Here is a 23,522-nt window from a genome sequence, read left to right on the forward strand (position 1 = left end):
AGGAGCTTCAGTGGAAACAACAAAAAAATTGAGTCATTTAAAAATGTACGGAGCCGGACACGCCGCCGGGGGCTCCTACCAGAATGTAAGCATTAAAGGAGAAGGCATTGTCGGCGAAGGGCTTCAAAGCGAGCGCTGCCGGATATTCGGAACGGGGCGTTTTCTCGGAGATGCCGAGATCAATCGGCTGAAAATTTTCGGGGAACATGAAACTGATGGAGATTTATCGGCACGTTCCGCAAATGTGCTCGGCACGCTGAAAATCGGCGGCTCCATGCGTTTCACCACGCTGAGGCTGAAAGGACTTGCCGACATTTCCGGAGGAGCCGCGGGAGAGCAGTGTCATATTAAAGGAAGTCTCACCGTCGGCGGTGATTGCGAGACAGAGCAGCTTCATGTAACAGGCTGTATCAATGTGGCGGGATTGTTAAACGCGGGAGACGTCAATATCCATTTGCGTTATGACCGAAGCAACGTGAAGGAAATCGGCGGTACATCGATCACAGTCAGGCGGAAACCCGGTTTTCTGAAACGGAAAGCCGGCATGCTTTCGGCTGAATTGATCGAGGGAGACACGATTTACCTTGAATACACGGAAGCGGACACCGTCAGAGGAAAGCATGTGGAAATCGGCCCGGGCTGCAAAATCGGAAAAATCGAGTATCAAACAAGCTGCAAAGCCCATGAAAAATCAACTGTCCAAGAACACATTCAAATATGAAACATTGTTATGTTGTACAGGAAAGGGTGCTCTTCATAAGGAGCACCCTTTTTGCCGTTATTCGTTTTCAGGTTTGCTGTCGTAACCCGCCGTAAAAATGGATACTAAAAAAGTGAGAATGACCCCCAGTAAGATGATCGTTTTCATCATTTCTCCTCCTCTTTGCTTTTCCATTTGATGTCCGAGTCTGGATGAAACTGTATTTCTTTCATTATGAACGGTGCACCAGACCCTTGTCAATGACCGCCCTTGAGCCGCCTTTATTTTTAAGAAACGAAAAGCATGTATTATCACGTCACCGCATAGATTGTAACAAAGTACCTTATTTCTAGTGCATTAACCATGATAGAGGAGGTTCTTATGGATATATTAAAGAAAATTGAAAAGTACAGAGAGGAAGAGCAGCGTCTCAAATGGGAAGGGACGTTCGCTGATTATTTGGAGATCATAAAAGAAAATCCATTGGTCGCGCAGTCTGCTCATTCTCGCGTTTTTAATATGATAAAAGACAGCGGAATCGAGGAGGATGACGGGAAAAAGACATACAGTTTTTTCTCGCGGGAACTGTTCGGCCTTGAAGAATCTCTGGAACGGCTCGTGGAGGAATACTTTCACCCGGCTGCCAAGCGGCTCGATGTAAGAAAACGGATCTTACTATTAATGGGGCCCGTCAGCGGCGGGAAATCAACCCTTGTCACCATGCTGAAAAAAGGGCTTGAAGCCTACTCGCTGACAGACAACGGCGCAGTTTACGCCATCAAAGGCTGCCCGATGCATGAAGATCCTCTCCATCTTATTCCCCATCATCTGCGCGAAGACTTCTACAGAGAATACGGGATCAGAATTGAAGGAAGCCTGTCTCCGCTTAATGTTATGCGGCTTGAAGAAGAATACGGCGGCAGAATTGAGGATGTAAAGGTTGAACGCATTTTCTTCTCGGAGGATAAGCGTACCGGAATCGGAACCTTCAGCCCGTCTGATCCGAAATCACAGGATATCGCCGATTTGACGGGGAGCATTGATTTTTCAACGATTGCCGAATACGGCTCGGAATCAGATCCGCGCGCTTATCGGTTTGACGGTGAATTAAATAAAGCGAACCGCGGAATGATGGAGTTTCAGGAAATGCTGAAATGCGATGAAAAATTTCTCTGGCACCTTCTGTCACTCACGCAGGAAGGGAATTTTAAAGCCGGACGGTTTGCGCTCATCTCAGCCGACGAATTGATTGTTGCGCATACGAACGAAACGGAGTACCGCTCGTTTATTGCCAATAAAAAAAATGAAGCCCTTCACTCCAGAATCATCGTGATGCCTGTTCCTTATAATTTAAAGGTGTCCGAGGAAGAACGGATTTATGAAAAAATGATTTCGGAAAGTGATGTTTCTGACGTACACATCGCCCCCCATACATTAAAAGTGGCCGCGATGTTTTCTATTTTGACCCGGCTGAAGGAACCGAACCGGTCTGATATTGATCTCGTTAAAAAAATGAGGCTTTATGACGGAGAAAGCGTTGAAGGTTACAATTCCGTTGATCTGGAGGATATGAAGAAGGAATTCCAGGATGAAGGAATGAGCGGAATTGACCCGCGTTATGTCATCAACCGTATTTCCTCAACGATTATCAGAAAAAATATGGAATCCATCAATTCGCTTGACGTGCTGCGTTCCTTAAAGGAAGGACTCGATCAGCATCCGTCCATTTCCGCTGAGGACAAAGAGCGGTATATGAATTTTATTTCCGCCGCCAGGAAAGAGTACGATGACATCGCCAAAAAAGAGGTGCAGAAGGCGTTTGTTTATTCATATGAAGAATCCGCGAAAACACTCATGGATAATTATTTAGATAATGTAGAAGCGTACTGCAACAAAAATAAGCTCCGCGATCCGCTGACGGGTGAAGAAATGAACCCTGACGAAAAGCTGATGAGATCAATTGAAGAGCAGATCGGCATTTCAGAAAACGCCAAAAAAGCATTCCGCGAAGAAATTTTAATCCGCATATCCGCTTATGCAAGAAAAGGAAAACGCTTCGACTATAACTCACACGAAAGACTCCGCGAAGCGATTCAGAAAAAGCTTTTCGCAGACTTAAAAGATGTAGTTAAAATTACGACCTCAACCAAAACGCCGGATGAGCAGCAGCTTAAAAAGGTTAATGAGGTAGTGGCGCGGTTAATAGATGAACACGGCTATAATTCGACAAGCGCAAATGAACTGCTGAAGTATGTCGGAAGCCTGCTCAACCGCTGATGCTTGATTCATGATAGGCCCGTCCGTACAAGGACGGGTTCTTTTGTCTATATTTCAAAATTGTTTGTCAATTGAAAAGTCCGTCCGGCATAAGATAAGAATAAATCTTTTCGCCGGACTTGTTTCATAAACAGGACCAAGCCGGAATACACATGTAAAACGACCATAACGGTTAAGGAGGGGAATTCATGTCCCGTAATGACAGCGGAAATTTTTTGATTTCAGAGGAAGACTGGTCCCTCCATCGCAAAGGCTTTGACGACCAGCAGCGCCACCAAAAGAAAGTACAGGAAGCGATAAAAAACAACCTTCCGGACCTTGTCACTGAGGAAAGCATTATTATGTCCAACGGAAAAGATGTCGTGAAAATCCCGATTCGTTCGCTTGATGAATATAAAATCCGTTATAACTATGATAAAAACAAACATGTCGGCCAAGGTGACGGTGACAGCGAAATCGGCGATGTCGTCGCCAGAGACGGCGCAGATAAAAAGCAGGGGGCCGGAAAAGGCCAGGGAGCCGGCGATCAGGCAGGCGAGGATTATTATGAAGCCGAGGTCTCATTGATGGACCTGGAAGAAGCGCTGTTTCAGGAATTAGAGCTGCCGAATCTGCAGCAAAAGGAAAGGGACAATATCGTTCATACCGACATCGAATTTAATGATATCCGGAAAACCGGGCTGACAGGGAATATTGATAAGAAAAGAACGATGCTGTCTGCCTATAAACGAAACGCCATGTCAGGCAAGCCGTCGTTTTATCCGATTTATCCGGAAGATCTGAAATACAAAACATGGAATGATGTGACGAAGCCGGAATCGAAAGCTGTCGTTTTAGCCATGATGGATACAAGCGGTTCGATGGGCGTATGGGAAAAGTATATGGCGAGGAGCTTCTTTTTTTGGATGACACGATTTTTACGGACAAAGTATGAAACGGTAGATATCGAATTTATCGCCCACCACACGGAAGCGAAGGTGGTGTCGGAAGAAGATTTCTTCTCGAAAGGCGAGAGCGGGGGAACCATCTGCTCCTCCGTCTACCGGAAGTCTCTTGAATTAATTGATGAAAAATATGACCCCGCCCGCTACAACATCTATCCGTTCCATTTCTCAGACGGGGATAATTTAACATCGGATAACGCCCGATGCGTAAAGCTCGTCAATGACATCATGAAAAAATCAAATCTGTTCTGCTACGGTGAGGTCAATCAATATAACAGGCATTCCACCCTCATGTCCGCCTATAAAAACGTCAAAGATGATAAATTTAAATATTACATCTTAAAGCAGAAATCAGACGTTTTTCAAGCGCTGAAAAACTTCTTCAAAAAAGAGGAAGCGGGGGTAAGCAAAGCATAAGTATTAAACATAAAGCCGAGTGAAGAATCGTGCGGCCGCGGTTCTTCATCCGGCTTTTTTAAATTAAAAATAAAGAGAAAAAAAGGCATAAAAAAAATCCTTAAAAAATAGAACTTTTCTCTTTACAAATCTTCTTTCATTTATTAATATTTTATCTTGTGAACTATTATTAAGGGAATGAGGTGAAAATACGGTGATTGAATCAGAGCTCGCTTTGCTCAGTTTTGAACAACTGTTTGATACTTCCAGATCAATTTACAAAAAGCAGAAAATGATCTTGGAGACAGTACTTGAACCTTTTGATATTACAGTCCTGCAGTATCTGCTGATGTTCAAAATACATAAGAGCAAAAGCACGCAGCTTTCAAGGCTGGCTTTGTCGCTTGATCTGAAACCGGCGTCTGTCACGAGAATGACCGATATTCTGTATAAGCGCCGATTAATGGTTCGGAGCGACTATCACGACGACCGGCGTGTTGTTATGATTCAGTTAACCGAAGAGGGGGAAGAACTTCTAAAGACAGCTGCTGTTCAATACGCCGAAAAAGCGGCGGTTTTATACCGGCAGCTCAATACCGATGAACTGCAGTACCTGCGCAAGCTGGCGGAAAGTTTAACGAAGCTTGCAAACGGCTGTGCAGTGAAAAACGGAAAATAAAAAAATCCCCACATATTTTTATCATCATTCCACAAAATGATAGAGGAAGAAACGAAAGGAGAAAACAAAATGAACAGAGGACGTTTAATTCTGACCAACATTATCGGTTTGATTGTTGTTCTTGCAATTATAGGCGGAGGTGCTTACTACTATTATCAAAGCACGCACTATGTAAAAACCGATGAAGCAAAAGTTGCCGGCGACATGGCTGCTATCACAGCTCCTGCTGCGGGTAAAGTAACTGACTGGAACCTTGATGAGGGGAAAGAAGTAAGTAAAAACGACGTTGTTGCAAAAATCAAAGGACAGCAAAATGCTGACGTTAAAGCCATCATGGATGGAACAATCGTGAAAAACGAAGTGAAAAACGGCCAAATGGTGCAAGCCGGTACGACAATTGCCCAAGAAATTGACATGAAACACCTTTACATCACTGCAAACATTAAAGAAACTGACATCAGAGACATTGAAGTAGGAAACAAAGTAGACGTCATTGTTGACGGTGACCCTAATACAACATTTGACGGAACTGTAGAAGAAATCGGCTATGCGACAAATTCAACTTTTGATATGCTGCCTTCTTCAAACTCAAGCGGCAACTACACAAAAGTAACGCAAAAAGTTCCTGTTAAAATTTCACTCAGCAACCCATCTGACAAGGTGCTTCCTGGTATGAACGCATCTGTAAAAATCTCTGAATAATACAGATCAGTCATCAAACCATGAAGGGAGGTTGTCTTAGGTGGCTAAATCAGATAATCAAGTAAAAAGTCCTAAAACATTGCTTATTGTGCTTATGGCCGGGTTATTCCTGGCGATCTTGAACCAAACGCTTCTTAACGTGGCGATGCCGCACTTAATGACCGAGTTCGGTGTGAGTGCGACGACGATTCAATGGCTGACGACCGGATACATGCTGGTCAACGGTGTTTTGATTCCGTTATCGGCCTTCTTAATTACCCGGTTCGGGCAAAGAAGCCTCTTTCTCGTAGCCATGTTCTGTTTTACAGCGGGAACGTTAGTCTGCGGAATCGCGCCTAACTTCTCAACCATGCTGATCGGCCGGTTAATTCAGGCGGTCGGCGGCGGTATCTTGCAGCCGCTGGTCATGACAACCATTCTGCTTATCTTCCCGCCTGAAAGCAGGGGGAAAGGAATGGGGATTTTCGGTCTTGCGATGATGTTTGCTCCAGCGGTCGGACCGACTCTTTCCGGCTGGATCATCGAGCATTACACATGGCGCATTATGTTCTACGGCCTTGTTCCGATCGGGGCGATCGTTATTGTCATAGCGTTTTTCCTCTTTAAGAACTTGGTGGAACCGCAAAAAATCAAACTCGACAGCTTGGGTGCGATTCTGTCCATTGTCGGATTCGCCTCATTGCTTTACGGAGTCAGTGAAGCGGGAAGCGACGGCTGGGGAGACCCGATCGTTCTGTCTACCGTTATTGTCGGTATCATCGCGATTGCCGCGTTTGTCATTCAGCAATTGCGCTCTGAAAAACCGATGCTTGACTTCCGGGTATTTAAATATGATATTTTCTCACTTTCCAGTGTGATTAACATCATTATTACCGTTGCGCTTTACACAGGAATGTTCCTGCTTCCGATTTACCTGCAGAACTTAGTCGGCTTTACGGCGCTGCAATCAGGCCTCTTGCTATTGCCGGGCGCGATTGTCATGCTGATCATGTCGCCGATTTCCGGTATTCTGTTTGACAAAATCGGTCCGAGACCGCTTGCGATCGTCGGGCTGGTCATTACGGTCGCAACGACATTCCAGTATACAAAATTGACAATTGACACACCTTATACGCATATCATGCTTGTCTATGCCATCCGCGCATTCGGTATGTCACTGTTAATGATGCCTGTAATGACAGCCGGAATGAACCAGCTTCCGGCACGGTTGAACAGCCACGGCACGGCGATGAGCAACACGCTCCGCCAGATCAGCGGTTCAATCGGAACAAGTTTGATCACAACGATCTATACGAACCGCACGACGATGCATTATTCGCAGATTGCGGATAAAACAAGCACGGCAGATCCAAGCTTCATGCAGTCGTTCCAAAGCGCAGTTTCGAATTTAATGGTCAACATGAACATGTCGCTTGATGCGGCGAAACAAACCGTTTATGCCTATCTCTACAAAACGGCTTCACTTAATTCCAACGTTATGGGAATTAATGACGCGTTTATGTGGGCGACGATCTTTGCGGTTATCGGCGTAGTCTTGAGCCTGTTCTTGCGTGACGTACGGAAAGACAAACAGCGGGCGAAGAAAAAAGAGGAGCTGTCATTGCTTCCGGCCCCTAAAGAAGTGAAGGAATCTTAATCATCTGAATGGGAGGTTTCCTGAATGAAAATTTACGTAGTGTACGATAGTGAAGGCGAACACACAAAATACCTTGCCGAAGCCATTGCGGAAGGAGCAAGTGAAAACGCTGATGCTGAAGTCTTGATTGACCATGTCGATCAAGCTGACATCCGCAAGCTGAAAGACATGGATGCGATTATCTGGGGATGCCCTGGACACTTTGGCACCATCAGTTCAGGCTTAAAAGCGTGGATCGACAGACTCGGCTATTTGTGGGCTGAAGGCGAACTGATTGATAAAGTCGGCGCCGTATTCTGTACGACTGCGACAACCCATGGCGGATTAGAAATGACAATGCACAATCTGATCACTCCTATGTTTCACCAAGGCATGATTGTTGTCGGTCTTCCCGGCAACGTTCCTGAAAATGCGCTGTACGGTTCTTACTACGGCGCGGGCGTCACATGCCCGGTTGACAGCGATGTGCTGATGACGGAAGAAGGCCTTCAATTAGGCCGTGCGCTTGGCAGACGTGTCAGCCAGGTCACAGGTAATCTAACTGCCGGACGACAGTAAGGAGAGGGTTATATGGCCATTATTATAGCGGTTATTGCTGCTGTCATTGTGATTGCACTTCTTATCACATTCAATGTCCGCAGCACTTCTGCAGGACAGGATGTCAAAGAAGAAAAGAGAGAAGCGATCGGCACTACAGCCGAACAGCCGGAAAAGCATGATCCGGCCGAGGAACGCTCAGCCGAGCATGTTCCCGTCGTTGTAAAATCTGAATCTCCCCGCGAGAAAAAGAATACAATGGGCGATGATGTGTACCGTCAGGCGCTTCAGAAGTTCAAGACTTCTGAGACGGATCAGGAAACAACAGATCCCGAAAGCGGCGGCAAAATGCAGGATAGCAGCTATCGTGATGCGCTGCTCTCCTTAAAAAACAAAAAGAAGTAACGGAAAAGGCAAATCTGCGTAAGAGCGGATTTGTCTTTTTTTTATTGAAGATATTGTAATTTGTGATGATCTAGTGTACTATGTGACTCATACACTGGTCCCGAATGGAGAGAGAAAGAATGACATCGTTTTTAGGTCTGCTGAAAAAAGATGCGAAGGTTTCATGGGTCTGGCTGGCGGTTTGGGTTTGCGGCATGATCTTCTGGGCGGCGGCAGCCCACGTTATTGCTGTCCGTCAGAAAGAACCGCTCGTCATTTTCGGCTTTTTTGCGGCAATGGGGTTTTTTCAATTTCTTGCGGCGCCGCTTTTTATGTACTATCACCTCCACAAAGAAGGGAAAAATCAGCTGTGGCTTTACAATCCGAATGGCGGGTTTTATCTGCTGGCTTCCAAGCTGACGGCCTCACTGCTGTATCAGTTTATCGGGCAGCTGACGCTGACCGGCTACGGTATTTGGATGTACCGGATGCTTGCTGCAAAAGGAGCGCTGGAACACACCATTCCCCTGGCCGGCACATTAACAGGACTGAATGCTTACCTGCTGATCAGCTCAGCGTACTTATCTGTGATCGTGGCCGTATTTTGGACTGTTTTTCACTCGTTAAAACATTTCCCCGTTCTCCGCTGGGTGATCTGCATCGTGCTTGCGTTTGTCTGGACCTATATTGACGATAAACTCATTACGCCTTTCACTTCATCTCAACATGATTTATGGCCGGTAAAAGTGTATGCGAATTTTGAATTTCATTATACAAAATTGGCCGGCTGGACGATGGAGCTGAAGGCCGTCCACATCTCGCTTTTCAGCTTCCTGGCTGTGATTGTGCTTGCGGCGCTCTGTCTCGCGCTGGCCTCAATGCTGCTGAATCGCAAGGTTGAGGTGTAATGATGAAGCGTGAATTTCAATCATCAAAGCCGATTTATCTGCAAATTGCCGACCGTGTATATTACCGGCTGATACGAAACGAGCTTTCGCCGGGTGACAAACTGCCGTCCGTAAGAGAGATGGCCGTTCAGATGAAAGTGAATCCGAATACGATACAAAGAACGTACAGTGAAATGGAAAGGCTGGGGATCGTGGAAACGAGAAGAGGACAGGGAACCTTTATAGCTGAAAGACCCGATCTGAAAGAGGAGCTGAAAGACAGGCTGACAAAAGACGTATTCAAACGCTTTATTCAGGAAATGGCGGAGCTGGGGTTATCTCCTGAAGAAATGCTCGACGGGATCAAACAATATGCGGAGGAAGCAGACGATGAATCTTGATTTTGAACACGTTACAAAAAAATACAGCCGCAGGCTCGCGGTCAGCGATGTATCATTTTCATTGTCTCCGGGTAAGATCTACGGAATATTAGGACCGAACGGAAGCGGTAAATCAACAACGCTGAAAATGCTTGCCGGGCTTGCATTTCCCACCTCGGGTGCTGTTCGGATCGGCGGACGTGCCGTAAGCCGGAACATGCTTTTTCGTACGGCTTATTTAACCGAACATGATACGTTTTTCGCCCGGACGACTGTCGGTGATATGCTCACATTTTATCATTCACAATTCCCGGATTTTCAGCTGGAAAAAGCACGGAATCTATTATCGGAAATGAATCTCTCATCGGAGCAGAAAATAAAAGAGCTGTCTAAAGGCAGCCGGGGCAGGCTGAAAATCGTCCTGGCCCTGTCGAGAAAAGCATCCGTCATTCTGCTGGATGAGCCGTTTTCCGGTCTGGATCCGTCGGTCCGGGAATCAATCGTCAACAGTCTCGTATCGTATATTGATTTTGACAGTCAGATCGTCGTCATCGCCACACATGAGATCGATGAGATTGAGACGCTTTTGGACGAAGTGATGGTGTTCAAAAAAGGGAAAATCGCTGAACGGCGTGAAGTCGAAGAGCTCAGGGAGCAGGAAGGAATGTCCGTACTGCAATGGTATAAAAGCATTATGCAGGCGTACGAAAAAGAAGGGGGATTCTAATTGGAAACGGTATTGGAATTGCAACAGGTAAAGAAAACGATTAAAGGACGAACGATTATTCATGATCTGAGTTTCTCCGTCCGGGCAGGCGAAGTGTTTGGGTTTCTGGGACCGAACGGAGCGGGGAAAACGACTACGATCAGAATGATGGTCGGATTAATGAAACTGTCTCAGGGAGACATCGTAATCTGCGGGGAATCCATTACGAAAAACTATGCAAAAGCGGTCAGGCACGTCGGAGCCATCGTGGAAAACCCGGAGCTGTACAAATTCCTGAGCGGCTATAAAAATTTACAGCAGTACGCAAGAATGGTAAAAGGCGTTACGAAAGAAAAAATAGATGAGGTCATCGAGCTCGTCGGATTACAGGACAGAATTCATGACAAAGTAAAGACCTATTCTCTCGGGATGAGACAGCGCCTCGGCCTTGCTCAGAGTCTGCTGCATAACCCAAAGGTGCTGATTCTGGATGAACCGACAAACGGCCTTGACCCCGCCGGTATCAGGGAAATCAGAGACCATCTGAAAAAGCTGACACGGGAAAAAGGAATGGCGGTTATCGTCTCGAGCCATCTGCTGTCCGAAATGGAATTGATGTGCGATCGAATCGGCATTTTGCAAAAAGGAGAGCTTGTTGATATTCAAAAGGTAAGAGATGAAGGAACAGAAGAAAAAGATACATACTTTTTCCATATTGAACAAAGGGAAGAGGCGCTTGCCGTCCTGAGTCAGTTTGACTGTGTGAAAAAAACAAACGGCTTTGAGATCAAGCTGTCAAAACAGGAAGTGCCTGATGTGATTTCACTTCTCGTCCGTGAAAATATCCGCTTATATGAAGTGAAAATCATAACAAAATCTTTAGAAGACCGTTTCCTGGAAATTACCGGCGGGACGAAAGAGGAGGCTCAATATGCTTAAACTGATCTATAATGAATGGATTAAAATCTTCAGCCGTGTCGGCACGTGGGCTATGATTGTGATTTTAGGCCTTGCGATGACCGGCTTTGCACTTCTGTCAAACCATTTCACCTCTAACGAAGCCAATCCGAATTGGAAGCAGGAGCTCCAGGGCGCAAACAAAGAAATGAAACAGCAGATGAAGGAAACCGGAAATCAGACTGTCATTGATAGTCTGAAACAGAATATCGCGATAAATGAATACCGTATGGATCATAACCTCCCCGAGGATACAGGGTACACAGTGTGGTCATACGTAGCTGATTCTTCGATGATGACGGTTTTGACAGGCCTGTTCACGATTATCATCGCAGCAGGCATCGTGGCGAATGAGTTCAACTGGGGAACCATCAAACTGCTGGCCATCCGTCCGCTCAGCCGTTTTCAAATTTTACTTTCTAAATATATGACGGTGCTGCTGTTCGGACTGCTGATGCTTGTGATTTTATTTGCCGGCTCCGCTCTGTTGGGATTGGTCTTTTTCGGTACAGGCGGAGATACTGCGGCTGATGTTCATCTCGTATACAAAGACGGCCATGTTTTTGAGCAAAATATCATCGCTTTCCTCGCTAAAACATATATCTATGAATCTGTCTCCGCTTTTATGCTTGCGACGATGGCGTTTATGCTGTCTGCAGTATTCCGAAACAGCTCATTAGCGGTCGGATTTTCTATTTTTCTATTGGTTATGGGCAACACGGCGACTGTATTTCTTGCCACGAAATTTGAATGGACGAAATATATTTTATTTGCGAACACGGATTTGTCGCAATATATGAACGGTACTCCTTTAGTAGAGGGGATGACGATGACATTTTCGGTTGTGATGCTTGTGATTTACTTCATTATTTTTATGGCGCTCGCATTCGGCGTCTTCTTAAAACGGGATATTGCGACCTGATGTAAAAAAGCTGTTTTGCATAGGCAAAACAGCTTTTAGATATAAAAAAAACCGCCGGCTTGCACCGGCAGGTTTTTTTAAGACATTTATGCTTTTGTTACGTTAGCAGCTTGTGGTCCGCGGTTTCCTTCAACGATTTCGAAAGAAACAGATTGGCCTTCTTCTAAAGTTTTGAAGCCTTCGCCTTGAATAGCAGAGAAGTGAACGAATACATCGTCTTGACCTTCTACTTCGATGAATCCGAATCCTTTTTCAGAGTTGAACCATTTTACTTTACCTTCTAACATGAAATTTCCTCCTAAAGCGACATAACGCTTAAATTCACTATTCTTGCTCTAAAACAAACTTCCAAGACGAAAACTCTTGCAAAACTTTCTTCTTAAAGATAGTTCGAACAAAAATAATTACCTTTACTCTACCAGTAATCCGGAGAAAAAACAACTGCTAAATGTAACTTTTTTTGAAATAACATTTTTTAAGTCGAAATCGCGCGGATACGGAAGGCTGATCTGAGATTGAACAGCACATTTTGCAGCTCATAAAAGCCGCTCTCTACAACCTTAACTTAATCATGAGCCCGAATGCATGGTGCAGTGCTGCACTGCAAATAAAAATAGGGAGGGAGTAGGTCATCTTGAAGCTGCGGATTATAAAGAGTCTGTTTCTCTTCATTTTGATCATGCTGCTTACTTCATGCCATGATCCCGCTTGAAATCGAGCCATTACTATCAGAATAAATGTATGTCATCCATTTATCTGGGGATTTGTTGCAAAAAAGTCGGAGAGGAAGGATTGAAACTTTCATTGGTAACATTTCGGATTATGCCCAGGCTGATTTGGCACATTGTCGGCGGGGATTTTGATGCAGATACATTTCAAACCGTTGCTTATTTTAAAAGTTTGCCGACTATTGGAAAAAAGAAGCTGCCCCTTTAGGAACGACGTATGTAGCGTGTGCTCGGCATTTATTCCAAGCAGTATAAACGGCTGAAGGATATACCGAACGGAGCGGTGATGATCGTGTCTGATGAAGCGGCGGGCTGATTACGTTGAAAAGGCGTGACGCAGCAGTTTCCGCAAAAAAGCAGAATTTCATGCGGAAAAGGACGCGCTGATCTGGCCGGCGCAGAAGATAAAGTATAAGCGGCTGCAAAAACTCCTGTCTTTGTATCGAATATCAGGGCAGCCTGATTCCCGTTTTCCAGGCGGGCGCCGTTGTCACTGAAAAGAAAGAATGATTCCCCCTCTGCGGCGATCATTCTTTTTTTTCAGTGCTGCACACTTGATTGCGTCCTGAGGTTTTCGCTTTGTACAGCATCCGGTCTGCGATCAGAGGCAGGGTCTGCGGATCCGCCGTATTTGTCGGATAGTGCGCGATGCCGATAGAAACGGTCACGAAAATTGTATCTCCGCTCGTCAGCAGAATCGGGTTCCCGTCCATCGTCTGCCTGATTTCTTCTGCGAGGTGAAGCCCTTTTGTATACGTGCAATTCGGTATAAGCACCGCAAATTCTTCGCCGCCGATACGGGCTGACGGATCAGAACTGCTGATTAAGAATCTCAGCCGCGTCCCTAGTTCTTTCAGCACTTGATCACCTTCATAATGGCCGTATTGATCATTGATCTGTTTAAAGTGATCAATATCTAAATAAATAAGCGCAAGCTGAGATGAGGCTGATCGAGATGCCCGGTCGTACAGGAGGCGCGAGATCTCCTCGAACTTTCTCTTATTAAAAATCCCAGTCAGAAAATCATAATTCGCTTGAAACTTGTATTTCTTGAATAAAAGGCGGGCATCGGCTTCGTGTTTGATGATATACAGTGACAGCATTCCGCCCAAAGTGGAAATGAGCCAATAATAAACGAGGGTCCCGGCAGGCTGTTCAGGCACAAGCAACAGCAGCGTCAGGGTGAAAATAACGTTTGAGAAAAGCAGCATAACGAACGCCTTTTTGCGATCCGGCTTTTTTCCTCTGAGGACGGCCACAGAAAGTATGGCAATAATCCCGACTGCTGCAATGGAAAAAATGGCGCTGGCATTGAAATTGATCAGGATACGGCCTGCCACGATAATCGCAAAGGCAACTGCCGTAGACACCCAGCCTCCATAAAGAGCGGCGATGATAATCGGGATATTTCTGAGGTCAATGATAGAATCAGAGTAAGAAAAGCCGAAAGCAATCAGAAAAACCCCTAAAAGCCCGCAAGCCGCCCCCTTCAGTAATTGAAACATCGGACGGTCTTCTTTATACGACAGCGACTCTTTAAAAAGAAGGGTGAAGAGATAATTAAATGTGATTAAAATCGTCAAATTAAGAAACAGTTCCTTCAGCATAACAATCACCCTTATATAAGTTACTAAAGAAAGGGTGGAAAGAAAAGAGAAAAGTCTATAAAAATACATATATTGTAAAATCATACTTGACCGATCGGAATTCATATAATATAGTGTTTAAGGATAATGAGCAAGGGAGTGTTTACCTGTTTTGGAGAATTTATTTGTGGTCTTACATGTTTTCATTATGCTTTTGCTTATAGCAGGTCTGTTTGTGATGCAAAAAAAACACGTTTCCTTTTCTAAACGTGTCTTTACCGCGCTCGGATTAGGCATTGTATTCGGTTTTGCACTGCAATTGATTTACGGGCCGGCTTCACATATCGTGACACAAACAGCTGATTGGTTTAATATCGCCGGCGGCGGTTATGTCAAGTTGCTTCAGATGATCGTCATGCCGCTTGTCTTTATTTCCATTCTGGGCGCATTTACGAAGCTGAAACTGACCCATAACATCGGAAAAATCAGCGGCCTGATCATCGGAATTTTGATCGCCACCACAGCAATTGCCGCGGCAGTCGGAATTGTTTCGGCGCTTTCCTTTGATCTGAAGGCCGTTCATATCGACCAGGGAAGCACTGAGCTATCAAGAGGCCAGGAGCTTCAGCAAAAATCGGAGGATATGACGGCTAAAACGCTTCCTCAGCAAATCGTTGAGCTTCTGCCGGGAAATCCGTTTCTTGATTTCACCGGGGCCAGACCGACTTCCACCATCGGAGTCGTTATTTTCGCCGCTTTTCTCGGCATCGCTTTCCTTGGCGTGAAACGGAAGCAGCCGGAGCATGCCGCGACATTCAGCGGAATTGTCGATGCGGTTTACGCGATTATTATGCGCGTCGTGACATTAATTTTAAGACTGACGCCTTACGGGGTGTTGGCGATTATGACGAAAACGATCGCGACAAGCGACATCGACAGCATTGTGAAACTGGGGATGTTTGTGATCGCATCATACGCCGCGCTCATCGTCATGTTTATCATTCACTTGCTGCTGATTACGTTCAGCGGTTTAAATCCGATCACATACGTGAAAAAAGCATTTCCGGTCATGGTGTTTGCGTTTACGTCCCGTTCAAGCGCAGGGGCTTTGCCGCTCAATATTAAAACACAAAAAAGCATGGGCGTACCGGAAGGAATTGCGAACTTCGCCGGTTCATTCGGCTTATCGATCGGTCAAAACGGCTGTGCCGGCATTTATCCGGCAATGCTCGCGATGATGATTGCGCCGACAGTGGGGCAAAATCCGTTTGAACCCGGATTTATTATTTCGGTCATCGCGATAGTGGCAATCAGTTCGTTCGGTGTAGCAGGCGTAGGAGGCGGCGCGACTTTTGCGGCTCTTCTCGTCTTATCCGCTTTAAACATGCCTGTCGCGCTTGCCGGGCTGCTCATCTCAATTGAGCCGTTAATTGACATGGGACGCACTGCCTTAAATGTCAGCGGCAGCATGACCGCGGGACTGTTAACAAGTAAAATGACGAAGGAAACCGATACCTCGGTTTACAATGATTCCTCAATCGTCATTGAAGCTGAAGAAGCTTAATAAAAAGAGGATCATCAGCAAAAACCAGCCATGGCACATCACTTTGCTGTGAGCCGCACTGCATGGTTAGCAAGATCTTTCCTCAATCTGAAAAGCCTTAACTTCACCTGAAGTTAAGGCTTTTTTAGCGGGAAGCAACATTATCCGCTCCCCGGCATTGTGATTAAGGGAACTTCTTCAAATCGTTAAAAAACGAATTCGTGTATTTTTAATGATTTCCGGGTTCCAGATCTTCCAGCATATTCATTACGGTGCTGTCATTTAAAACATTTACCGCGCTTTCTTCAAAGTGAATCGGCTCCGTATAGTGAGGCTTTGCCGAAGTCTCTTTTCTGCGGTCTGCCTGTCCGTCCGTATGGCTCCGGCTGTGTTCATGAGACGATGAAGTTGAGCCGGAGTGTTGGCGGGAAGTCTGCTCATGCCGCTGTCCGCCGGAATCTCCGCCGAAAGCCTGCTTAATCATCTCAGCGGGCTGCATGGAGCCGCCTTGTGAGTGCCGGGCTTTGTCCGTGTGCCGCTGTCCGCCGGAATCTCCGCCGAAAGCCTGTTTGATCATCTCGGCGGGCTGCATGGAGCCGCTTTGTGAATGCCGGTCTTTGTCCGTGTGCTGCTGTCCGCTGGATTCTCCGCCGAAAGCCTGCTTAATCATCTCAGCAGGCTGCATGGAGTGTGCGTCATCTTTATGCTGCATTCGGCCTGAAACCATTCCGGTGATTTTGCGGCGGATTTCCGGTGATAAAGCTGCAATCAAAAGTGATGAGCCGATCAGCAGCGCTGTCGGGCTGATGCCTCTTTTTTGTCTGAACAAGTTAAATCCCTCCTCATTCTATTGATTACATTTATCTTTTCCTTTCCTTCTGATATTTATCCAACTGCGCAAATGCAAACGGCGTGCATAAATCCAGCCGAATAGAAAAACCTATACGTAAAGTGAGAAAGGAGGAATCCACATGATAAAAAAACAAGCAGTTATCTCTGCCCTTCTTCTGCCGATGCTGATTACCGCAGGGTGCAGTATGGGAAACCAGGGAGAAGGAAAACGAAATGACAACCGCACCCAAAATGTAAATTACCGCAACACGCCTAACGACGGTGCGACAAATATGAATACAGGGAACCGTCATAACCAAAACACCGCAGATCACAATAACAACCGTAACCTGAGGGTTGCTGATAAAGCCGCAGACAAGGTGACTGATCTGAAAGAAGTTAAAAATGCAACTGTGATCATTGCCGGAAACAGCGCTTATGTTGCCGTTGTTTTGACAAACGGGCAAAAAGGCGCCATTGCCAACCATTTGAAAAATAAGATAACCGATAAGGTGAAATCAGCCGATAAACATGTCCGGACAGTATATGTATCAGCGAATCCGGATTTCGTGGAACGTATGCAAGGCTACGGAAAACGAATCAAAAACGGTCACCCGGTATCCGGTCTGTTTGATGAATTCGGCCAAATGGTGCAGCGTGTATTCCCAAACCCCAATAAATAAATGAATGAATAGAAAAGCCGCATTTGCTGCGGCTTTTTTATTTTATCTGCCGTCACGGCCAAACCTTCCGGCGCATAAAGTAAAGAATGAGATGAAAATTGAAGGATCGGGGAGGGAGCTTGTTTGCGTGACGGCATGGGGAAACGGGCGGCATTCACTCTGATCCTGTGCGGAGTCCTTGTCATATTGGCTGTCAGTTCAGCCGTTTCAGTAAGTTTGATGTACGTCCTGTCAGGCCAAAACAGCCGCTCTGTTCCGACGAAGGAACAAGTGACTGAACACATGAATAAAGAAATTTACAAACATACAGCGATTTACTATTCGGCGGATGAAAAACCGCTCTTGGATCTGACCAAGCTTACGTTAGACTACGCAAAGCGTATCAATCAAATCATTGTCGGCTATAAAGGAACAGCGCCTCTTGAACTTATTTTCTTTGCGGATGAAGCTGAAATTGAGCAATACTCCGGCTTGAAAAACGTAGTCGGTTTTTATTCAGAGCAGGAGCAGATGATGGGGCTTTTGCCTGAAGAGAAAAAACAGCTTCTGAAAAAAGATGAGCTGGCCGTTTTTATGTATAAACAATTGATTATACATGAATATACGCACTATGCGTTTCATCAAAAAACGCGGCAAATGGGGACGTCTACGTCTGAATTTCCGCTTTGGTTTCATGAGGGGCTGAGCGAATGGGTTGCGCATTATGATGTAGTCATTGATCCGATTGCATTTTCCGTCGTGCCGTTTGATCAATTAACGACCGACCGAAAATGGCAGAAATCGCGGATGGAATATGAGACGGATGTATATTTGCAAAGCTTCTATATGATAAAGGATTTAACCGATACATTCGGAGAAGGCATTATCTTAACCATTATCAACAAAACCGCCGAAACACAGGATTTTGAAAAAGGCTTTGAAGCGGCCACCAAAGAAACCCTGAGACAGTTTGAACGTGATTTCACAAACACATATGAAAAAAAGAAAACGGCATTGGAGAGTCGGGTATCCAACGCCGTTTCTTAATCAATGCAGGTTTTGCTGCTGTCCCATTTGTCCTTTAATCGGAGGCATTTGCGGCTGTCCCTGAGCCGGCACGAATGAATTCAGCATCGTCTGCATATCTTGTGCATTAAGCTGAGGAACCTGATAATAACCGTGTTTGTTTTGGTACAAGAAGATTTCAAATGCCATTTCAACATATTGCTGAATTTGGGCTGAGAGCACTCTTCTTGTCACGGGATTGGTCATTTCAAGCGAGCTCATCGTCAAAAGAGAAGCTTGAGCTTTAATCAGGCCGAGCATATGACCGCTTATCCCGAGATCTTTGACATCATTTAATGATTGATTCGGTTTTTTCGGCTGTGTCGGTTTTATGCCGTACACGGCTTGGTTCTGTTCCTTCATCATATATGTCGAAGTTTCCTGAGAAGGCTTTTGGCCGGTCTTAAAGCATTCTGCCGTCAGATTATAAAGTCCGAGAATGAATTGGTATTGGCGGTCAAGAATATCCGCCAGCTGCTGATCCTGTATAAATTGTCTGAGCATCATAAATTGATCCAGGACGCCGACTGTTCCGGCCAGGACTTCATGCATATCGAAAAGCTCATGTCCTCCGTGATTCACTTGCGGTGAACCCGGCATCCCCTGATTTACTGGCGGCTGCTGCTGATTCTGCTGCTGTTCCACTGGTTATTTTCCTCCTTCATGTCAAATCATCATTAAGATGTGAAAAAAGCTGATCCGTTATACATGCAGACCTATTTCGTTACATGGGGACTATTTACTATTTTGCGCCAGTGAAGACAATCTTTACAAAAAAAGTGGTGTGATTTTTAAGAAAATAAGCTAACGTATTTCTTAGAAGACAAGGGGGGGAAATGAATGAAGAAAAAAAGGGGGATGCGTCTTTCGTGCTGTGTGCTGATGGTTTGTTTTATGGTCTCCGGCGTGAAAGATGCGGCAGCAATCGGACAAGCCGGACCGCTGAATGAGAGTAGAACGGATAAGGCGTATCAAGAACAGCAGACTGAAGACACCGGCCGTGTCCCGCTCAGAATCATCAGCATGAATGATCTGCACGGAAAAATTGATCAGCAATATGAGCTTGATCTTAACGGAGATGGTAAATCGGATGGCACGTTCGGCCGAATGGATTACGCTGCGGCGTACATAAAAAAAGCAAAAGCCGAAAAAGAACACGCCTTCGTGGTGCATGCGGGCGATATGATCGGGGGCAGTTCTCCCGTGTCAGCCCTTTTTCAAGATGAACCGACAGTAGAACTGATGGAAGACATCGGGTTTGACGTGGGGACTGTCGGCAATCATGAATTCGATGAAGGAACAAATGAGCTTAAACGGATCATCAATGGAGGAGATCATCGAAAGGGGACAAGCGGTTACGACGGCCAAAATTTCCCGCTCGTCTGCGCCAACTGTAAACTGAAATCAGGAGAGCCCTTTCTTCCGCCGTATGAAATCAAATACGTTTCCGGAATTCCGGTTGCATTTATCGGAGTTGTAACCAGATCGGCAGCAGGAATGGTCATTCCGGACGGAATTAAAAACATCACGTTTACGGATGAGGTAAAAGCCGTCAATGACGCCGCCGCTGACCTGAAGAAAAAAGGAATTAAAGCTATCGCCGTGCTCGCCCATATGTCTGCTGAACAAAACGGCAGTGCGATCACGGGAGAAGCCGCAAAGCTTGCCGGCGGGACAGACTCAGAGATTGACGTGATTTTCGCCGCGCACAATCATAAAGTCGTAAACGGAGAAGTCAACGGCAAGCTGATCGTGCAGGCATTTGAATACGGAAAAGCAATCGGAATCGCCGATCTTGAACTTGATAAAGAGTCGAAGGATATCGTGAAAAAATCAGCGGAAATCCAATATATCGACCAAAGTAAAATCAAGCCGGACCCGGATGCGGCAGGCATATTAAGCAAATATGAAGAGAAAGTGAAACCGATTATCAGCGAAACGGTCGGGGAAGCGGCCCATGATATAACGGGCGGCTATTCAAATGACGGCGACACGGCGCTTGGAAATCTGATTGCCGACGGTATGAAAACGAAGATGAAATCCGATTTTGCGCTAATGAATGGCGGCGGCATCCGGGACGGCATAAAAAAAGGGCCGATTACATGGGGAGACCTTTATAATGTTCAGCCGTTCGGCAATGTGCTGACGAAGCTTGAAATCAAAGGAAAGGATTTGCGGGAGATCATCAACGCGCAAATTTCTCCGGTTTACGGACCGGATTACAGCATCAGCGGATTTTCCTATACATGGAACCCGGAAACCGGACAAGCGGTGGATATGAAGATGGCGGACGGCACAGACATACAGCCCGAAAAAGGATATACAGTAACAGTCAATCAATTTATGGCGACGGCGGCGGGGGCAAAATACGGTCCGATCGGGAAACTCGGCAAGAATCCGGTGACGGGGCCTGAGGATTTGGAAGCGACAGTAGACTATGTCAAAAGCTTTTCCGCTCCGATTTCTTATCAAACCGACGGCCGCATCCGCACGGCATCAGCAACTGAAACACCTGATGACACCGACAGTCAGCCGGGAAAAGGGGAAACACCGGGCGGCACCGGACCCGATAAAACAGAAAAACCCCAAGCGGAAAAACCCGCTAAAAACCCGGATGCTGCAAAACAGCCTGACCAAGCCAAAAAGCCAGAGCGTCCCGTTATAAAAGAAACAGCTTCCGAAACCCGTCCGTCATCGGCTGCAAATCCGGAAAAAAGCACAAAACAGACTGAAAGCGGCTCACAAAAAGGCCGCCCGTTGCCTGATACTTCAGCGGGCAGCTATCAGACGGCACTGGCCGGACTGGTGATCACAGGCGCCGGCGTATACTGGCTTTTCAGAAGGAAAAGGAGAACCCGTACACCATGAATAAACTGAAACACATTCCGCTTCTTGTCATCATTATCGGTGTCATCGTCACATGCTATGGAAGCTGGAAGATCGTCGATTCACACATGAAGACAAACCAATCGCTTGAAGAAGCAAAAAAAGCGACCGAACCCGTTTTGGCAAAGAAAGAAACGAATAGAGCCGCTTTGGTGCAGCGCAAAAAAGAATTTCATCCTAAAACAGGTGAAGCAAGCGGTATTTTAGAAATCCCTAAAATCGATGCTGAGCTCCCGATCGTGGAAGGGACTGACGCAGACGATTTAGCAAAAGGCGTCGGCCATTACAAAGACAGCTTATATCCGGATGAACACGGCCAAATCGTATTATCCGGCCATAGGGACACGGTGTTCCGACGGACCGGCGAACTGAAAAAAGGAGACAGGCTGAACGTGATTCTGTCTTACGGCGCGTTTTCTTATAAAATCAGCCATACAAAAATCGTCAGCCGGGGTGATACGTCCGTCATCACCCTTCAGCATGAGCGGGAGGAACTGATCCTGACCACTTGCTATCCGTTTTCTTACATCGGAAATGCACCGAAACGATATATTATATATGCTTACCCGGTTTAAGAAAAATACGTGTCGGCAAAGTGTGCCAGATCAGCGGGCATCGGCGCTTCGGCGATGATTTCTTCTCCGGAGACCGGATGGACGACGCTGACCTTTTTGGCGTGAAGCGCCTGTCTGTGAAATAGCGCCCGGCTTCCGCCGTACAGGTCATCTCCCGCTAACGGATGGCCGATGCTTGCCATATGCACTCTGATTTGATGTGTTCTTCCGGTTTCCAGTTCAAGTTCGACCAGAGAAAGCCGATCGCCGGAATGATAGCCTTTTACCTTATAATGGGTGACGGCGGTTTGTCCGCCGGGTGAGACGCGCCGTCTGACGGAATGTGATCTGTCGCGGCCGATCGGCGAATCAACCGTGCCTTTTTGCGGCGTCACTTTTCCTTCCGCTGCGGCGATATAGGTGCGTTTTAATGTTTTGGTTTCAAGCTGCCGGTCGAGGATGGCATGAGCCAGGCGGTGCTTGGCAAAAACGACCGCACCTGACGTGTCCCGGTCAAGCCGGTGAACGTGGCGGACTTTCGCTTGTTCGCCGTTGATTTGAAAATGGTAAGCGATCAGATTGCTGAGGGTTCCGGTCTGACCCTCTTCATTCGGATGAGTCGGCATTCCCGCCGGTTTATTTGCAATCAGCATATGATTGTCCTCAAATAAGATTTCCGCTTCCCCGTATTCCGGGATCACCGATGACTCTGTTCTTTCCTGAAGATCAATGAACAGGCGGTCTCCGGTTTTCAGGATGATGTTGTTTTTGGGAGATGTGCGATTGACCTGAATGCTTTCTTGGTTCATCCATTCGGTTATCACGGGTTTTGATGCCTGAAATTCTGATTTCAGGACTGAAAACAGCCATTGTCCGGCGTGCTTTTCCGTTATCAGAAGTTCCAGCCCGCGGTCATTTTGTTTCATATCATAAAGCTCCTTTTTCAAGCGGAAAGCGGCTGTTTCAATAGGAAACACTTACCTTAGCTTTCGCGTTTTTTTCTGTGCTATTCTTGATAAAGATTAAGGATATTCACATGGCAAGAAAGGTGATTGATGTGAGAATTGTCAACGCAGCGACTGACGGACAAGAAAGCGCGATACAAGAGCTTTCCTCTGAATTGTTCCAAAATGTCTTTCCTCTTTATTTCTCCGAACTGGAAATGCAGCGCTTTAAAAAAAGGGGCGTATTGTCTTTACAAAACCAACTTTACCAAGGAACGTTAAAAGAAGCATTTCAAATTATGGCTTGTCTGCAAACGGTACATATCATGCTGTCAAAGCCGCACGCGGTATATGATGCCAAAGAGCGGGCGCTGTTTGATAAAAATTGCGCTTTGCTGAATGATTGCGGAATGAATTTTCCGTTTACCTATGATGATTTCGAGACAGGAGCCGAATCAGAAGCCTGCGGTCACAGAAGGCTGGTCTGATGGATGTAAAGAGCCTTTTTACAGGCTCTTTTTTGCTTCTTTGACATGATACCACAATTTCTTTCCTCTAACTCCCTTTATAATGAGACAAATCCCCGAGCATAATAAATGTCGAAAGGGGTGCTTTA

Annotated in this window: 24 protein-coding genes; 19 read left to right on the forward strand and 5 right to left on the reverse strand. The window is 46.0% G+C overall.

Annotation, left to right across the window (positions count from 1 at the left end):
* Positions 1-10: 10 nt before the first annotated feature.
* The 13 genes from AD710_RS12415 (at position 11) to AD710_RS12475 (ending at position 12,107) form a co-directional block, all read left to right on the forward strand.
* Positions 11-721, forward strand: a complete 711-nt coding sequence (locus AD710_RS12415; protein ID WP_049628162.1) for a hypothetical protein — start codon at positions 11-13, stop codon at positions 719-721.
* A 360-nt stretch (positions 722-1,081) separates the two neighbouring features.
* Positions 1,082-2,977, forward strand: a complete 1,896-nt coding sequence (gene prkA / locus AD710_RS12420; RefSeq protein ID WP_049628163.1) for a serine/threonine protein kinase PrkA — start codon at positions 1,082-1,084, stop codon at positions 2,975-2,977.
* 188 nt (positions 2,978-3,165) lie between these two features.
* Positions 3,166-4,338: a sporulation protein YhbH gene (gene yhbH, locus AD710_RS12425; protein ID WP_016938433.1), complete on the forward strand. Its 1,173-nt coding sequence runs from the start codon at positions 3,166-3,168 to the stop codon at positions 4,336-4,338.
* A 193-nt stretch (positions 4,339-4,531) separates the two neighbouring features.
* Positions 4,532-4,996, forward strand: coding sequence for a MarR family transcriptional regulator (locus tag AD710_RS12430; RefSeq protein WP_049628164.1), 465 nt, complete (start codon positions 4,532-4,534; stop codon positions 4,994-4,996).
* A 36-nt stretch (positions 4,997-5,032) separates the two neighbouring features.
* A complete protein-coding gene (locus tag AD710_RS12435) occupies positions 5,033-5,698 on the forward strand; it encodes an HlyD family secretion protein (RefSeq protein WP_007610259.1) in 666 nt (221 codons plus the stop codon).
* A gap of 40 nt (positions 5,699-5,738) precedes the next feature.
* Positions 5,739-7,334: an MFS transporter gene (locus AD710_RS12440; protein WP_016938431.1), complete on the forward strand. Its 1,596-nt coding sequence runs from the start codon at positions 5,739-5,741 to the stop codon at positions 7,332-7,334.
* Between the two features lie 24 nt (positions 7,335-7,358).
* Positions 7,359-7,892, forward strand: a complete 534-nt coding sequence (locus AD710_RS12445; RefSeq protein WP_016938430.1) for an NAD(P)H-dependent oxidoreductase — start codon at positions 7,359-7,361, stop codon at positions 7,890-7,892.
* Between the two features lie 12 nt (positions 7,893-7,904).
* Complete coding sequence (locus tag AD710_RS12450) at positions 7,905-8,276, forward strand: hypothetical protein (RefSeq protein WP_016938429.1); 372 nt, start codon at positions 7,905-7,907, stop codon at positions 8,274-8,276.
* 119 nt (positions 8,277-8,395) lie between these two features.
* Complete coding sequence (locus tag AD710_RS12455; RefSeq protein ID WP_049628165.1) at positions 8,396-9,163, forward strand: hypothetical protein; 768 nt, start codon at positions 8,396-8,398, stop codon at positions 9,161-9,163.
* 2 nt (positions 9,164-9,165) lie between these two features.
* The gene (locus AD710_RS12460; protein WP_049628808.1) at positions 9,166-9,543 is read left to right on the forward strand and encodes a GntR family transcriptional regulator; all 378 of its coding nucleotides are present in this window, start codon (positions 9,166-9,168) and stop codon (positions 9,541-9,543) included.
* Positions 9,533-10,249: an ABC transporter ATP-binding protein gene (locus AD710_RS12465; RefSeq protein ID WP_049628166.1), complete on the forward strand. Its 717-nt coding sequence runs from the start codon at positions 9,533-9,535 to the stop codon at positions 10,247-10,249. The genes AD710_RS12460 and AD710_RS12465 overlap by 11 nt, the downstream gene beginning before the upstream one ends.
* Positions 10,250-11,167 (forward strand): ABC transporter ATP-binding protein, encoded by a 918-nt coding sequence (locus AD710_RS12470; RefSeq protein WP_049628167.1) that lies wholly within the window; start codon positions 10,250-10,252, stop codon positions 11,165-11,167.
* Positions 11,160-12,107, forward strand: coding sequence for an ABC transporter permease (locus AD710_RS12475; RefSeq protein WP_049628168.1), 948 nt, complete (start codon positions 11,160-11,162; stop codon positions 12,105-12,107). Before AD710_RS12470 ends, AD710_RS12475 begins: the two co-directional genes overlap by 8 nt.
* A gap of 86 nt (positions 12,108-12,193) precedes the next feature.
* On the opposite strand, the gene cspB is transcribed toward AD710_RS12475, so the two are convergent.
* On the reverse strand, positions 12,194-12,394 hold the full coding sequence (gene cspB / locus AD710_RS12480; protein WP_003155376.1) for a cold shock-like protein CspB: 201 nt from the start codon (positions 12,392-12,394) through the stop codon (positions 12,194-12,196).
* A 968-nt stretch (positions 12,395-13,362) separates the two neighbouring features.
* Entirely contained in the window at positions 13,363-14,442 is a 1,080-nt protein-coding gene (locus AD710_RS12490; protein ID WP_045927058.1) for a GGDEF domain-containing protein, read from the reverse strand.
* Between the two features lie 151 nt (positions 14,443-14,593).
* Between AD710_RS12490 and AD710_RS12495 the strand changes: the two genes are divergently transcribed.
* Positions 14,594-15,985 (forward strand): L-cystine transporter, encoded by a 1,392-nt coding sequence (locus tag AD710_RS12495; RefSeq protein ID WP_016938422.1) that lies wholly within the window; start codon positions 14,594-14,596, stop codon positions 15,983-15,985.
* A gap of 208 nt (positions 15,986-16,193) precedes the next feature.
* Here AD710_RS12495 and AD710_RS12500 read toward each other — a convergent pair whose 3' ends face one another.
* Positions 16,194-16,793: a hypothetical protein gene (locus AD710_RS12500; protein WP_049628169.1), complete on the reverse strand. Its 600-nt coding sequence runs from the start codon at positions 16,791-16,793 to the stop codon at positions 16,194-16,196.
* A gap of 142 nt (positions 16,794-16,935) precedes the next feature.
* Between AD710_RS12500 and AD710_RS12505 the strand changes: the two genes are divergently transcribed.
* Positions 16,936-17,478, forward strand: a complete 543-nt coding sequence (locus AD710_RS12505; RefSeq protein ID WP_049628170.1) for a YhcN/YlaJ family sporulation lipoprotein — start codon at positions 16,936-16,938, stop codon at positions 17,476-17,478.
* A gap of 123 nt (positions 17,479-17,601) precedes the next feature.
* Positions 17,602-18,504: a hypothetical protein gene (locus tag AD710_RS12510; protein ID WP_049628171.1), complete on the forward strand. Its 903-nt coding sequence runs from the start codon at positions 17,602-17,604 to the stop codon at positions 18,502-18,504.
* Here the strand turns inward: AD710_RS12510 and AD710_RS12515 are convergent, their stop codons facing one another.
* Complete coding sequence (locus AD710_RS12515; protein WP_049628172.1) at positions 18,505-19,167, reverse strand: spore coat protein; 663 nt, start codon at positions 19,165-19,167, stop codon at positions 18,505-18,507.
* Between the two features lie 195 nt (positions 19,168-19,362).
* Here AD710_RS12515 and AD710_RS12520 point away from each other — a divergent pair, with 195 nt between their 5' ends.
* Positions 19,363-21,390, forward strand: a complete 2,028-nt coding sequence (locus AD710_RS12520; RefSeq protein ID WP_049628173.1) for a bifunctional metallophosphatase/5'-nucleotidase — start codon at positions 19,363-19,365, stop codon at positions 21,388-21,390.
* Positions 21,387-21,983, forward strand: a complete 597-nt coding sequence (locus tag AD710_RS12525) for a class D sortase (RefSeq protein ID WP_049628174.1) — start codon at positions 21,387-21,389, stop codon at positions 21,981-21,983. Before AD710_RS12520 ends, AD710_RS12525 begins: the two co-directional genes overlap by 4 nt.
* Here the strand turns inward: AD710_RS12525 and AD710_RS12530 are convergent.
* Positions 21,980-22,888 (reverse strand): RluA family pseudouridine synthase, encoded by a 909-nt coding sequence (locus AD710_RS12530; protein WP_049628810.1) that lies wholly within the window; start codon positions 22,886-22,888, stop codon positions 21,980-21,982. The genes AD710_RS12525 and AD710_RS12530 overlap by 4 nt on opposite strands.
* 110 nt (positions 22,889-22,998) lie before the next feature.
* Here AD710_RS12530 and AD710_RS12535 point away from each other — a divergent pair, with 110 nt between their 5' ends.
* Complete coding sequence (locus AD710_RS12535) at positions 22,999-23,394, forward strand: DUF5365 family protein (protein WP_049628175.1); 396 nt, start codon at positions 22,999-23,001, stop codon at positions 23,392-23,394.
* Positions 23,395-23,522 lie beyond the last annotated feature (128 nt).

The sequence above is a fragment of the Bacillus sp. JFL15 genome, assembly GCF_001184225.1.
Taxonomy (GTDB): Bacteria; Bacillota; Bacilli; order Bacillales; family Bacillaceae; genus Bacillus; species Bacillus siamensis.

Coding starts and splice junctions, on each gene's coding strand:
- prkA (WP_049628163.1), top strand. CDS start 1,082: ATGGATATATTAAAGAAAATTGAAAAGTACAGAGAGGAAGAGCAGCGT.
- yhbH (WP_016938433.1), top strand. CDS start 3,166: ATGTCCCGTAATGACAGCGGAAATTTTTTGATTTCAGAGGAAGACTGG.
- AD710_RS12435 (WP_007610259.1), top strand. CDS start 5,033: ATGATAGAGGAAGAAACGAAAGGAGAAAACAAAATGAACAGAGGACGT.
- AD710_RS12445 (WP_016938430.1), top strand. CDS start 7,359: ATGAAAATTTACGTAGTGTACGATAGTGAAGGCGAACACACAAAATAC.
- AD710_RS12450 (WP_016938429.1), top strand. CDS start 7,905: ATGGCCATTATTATAGCGGTTATTGCTGCTGTCATTGTGATTGCACTT.
- AD710_RS12455 (WP_049628165.1), top strand. CDS start 8,396: ATGACATCGTTTTTAGGTCTGCTGAAAAAAGATGCGAAGGTTTCATGG.
- AD710_RS12460 (WP_049628808.1), top strand. CDS start 9,166: ATGAAGCGTGAATTTCAATCATCAAAGCCGATTTATCTGCAAATTGCC.
- AD710_RS12465 (WP_049628166.1), top strand. CDS start 9,533: ATGAATCTTGATTTTGAACACGTTACAAAAAAATACAGCCGCAGGCTC.
- AD710_RS12475 (WP_049628168.1), top strand. CDS start 11,160: ATGCTTAAACTGATCTATAATGAATGGATTAAAATCTTCAGCCGTGTC.
- cspB (WP_003155376.1), bottom strand. CDS start 12,394: ATGTTAGAAGGTAAAGTAAAATGGTTCAACTCTGAAAAAGGATTCGGA.
- AD710_RS12490 (WP_045927058.1), bottom strand. CDS start 14,442: ATGCTGAAGGAACTGTTTCTTAATTTGACGATTTTAATCACATTTAAT.
- AD710_RS12505 (WP_049628170.1), top strand. CDS start 16,936: ATGATAAAAAAACAAGCAGTTATCTCTGCCCTTCTTCTGCCGATGCTG.
- AD710_RS12520 (WP_049628173.1), top strand. CDS start 19,363: ATGAAGAAAAAAAGGGGGATGCGTCTTTCGTGCTGTGTGCTGATGGTT.
- AD710_RS12525 (WP_049628174.1), top strand. CDS start 21,387: ATGAATAAACTGAAACACATTCCGCTTCTTGTCATCATTATCGGTGTC.
- AD710_RS12530 (WP_049628810.1), bottom strand. CDS start 22,888: ATGAAACAAAATGACCGCGGGCTGGAACTTCTGATAACGGAAAAGCAC.
- AD710_RS12535 (WP_049628175.1), top strand. CDS start 22,999: ATGGCAAGAAAGGTGATTGATGTGAGAATTGTCAACGCAGCGACTGAC.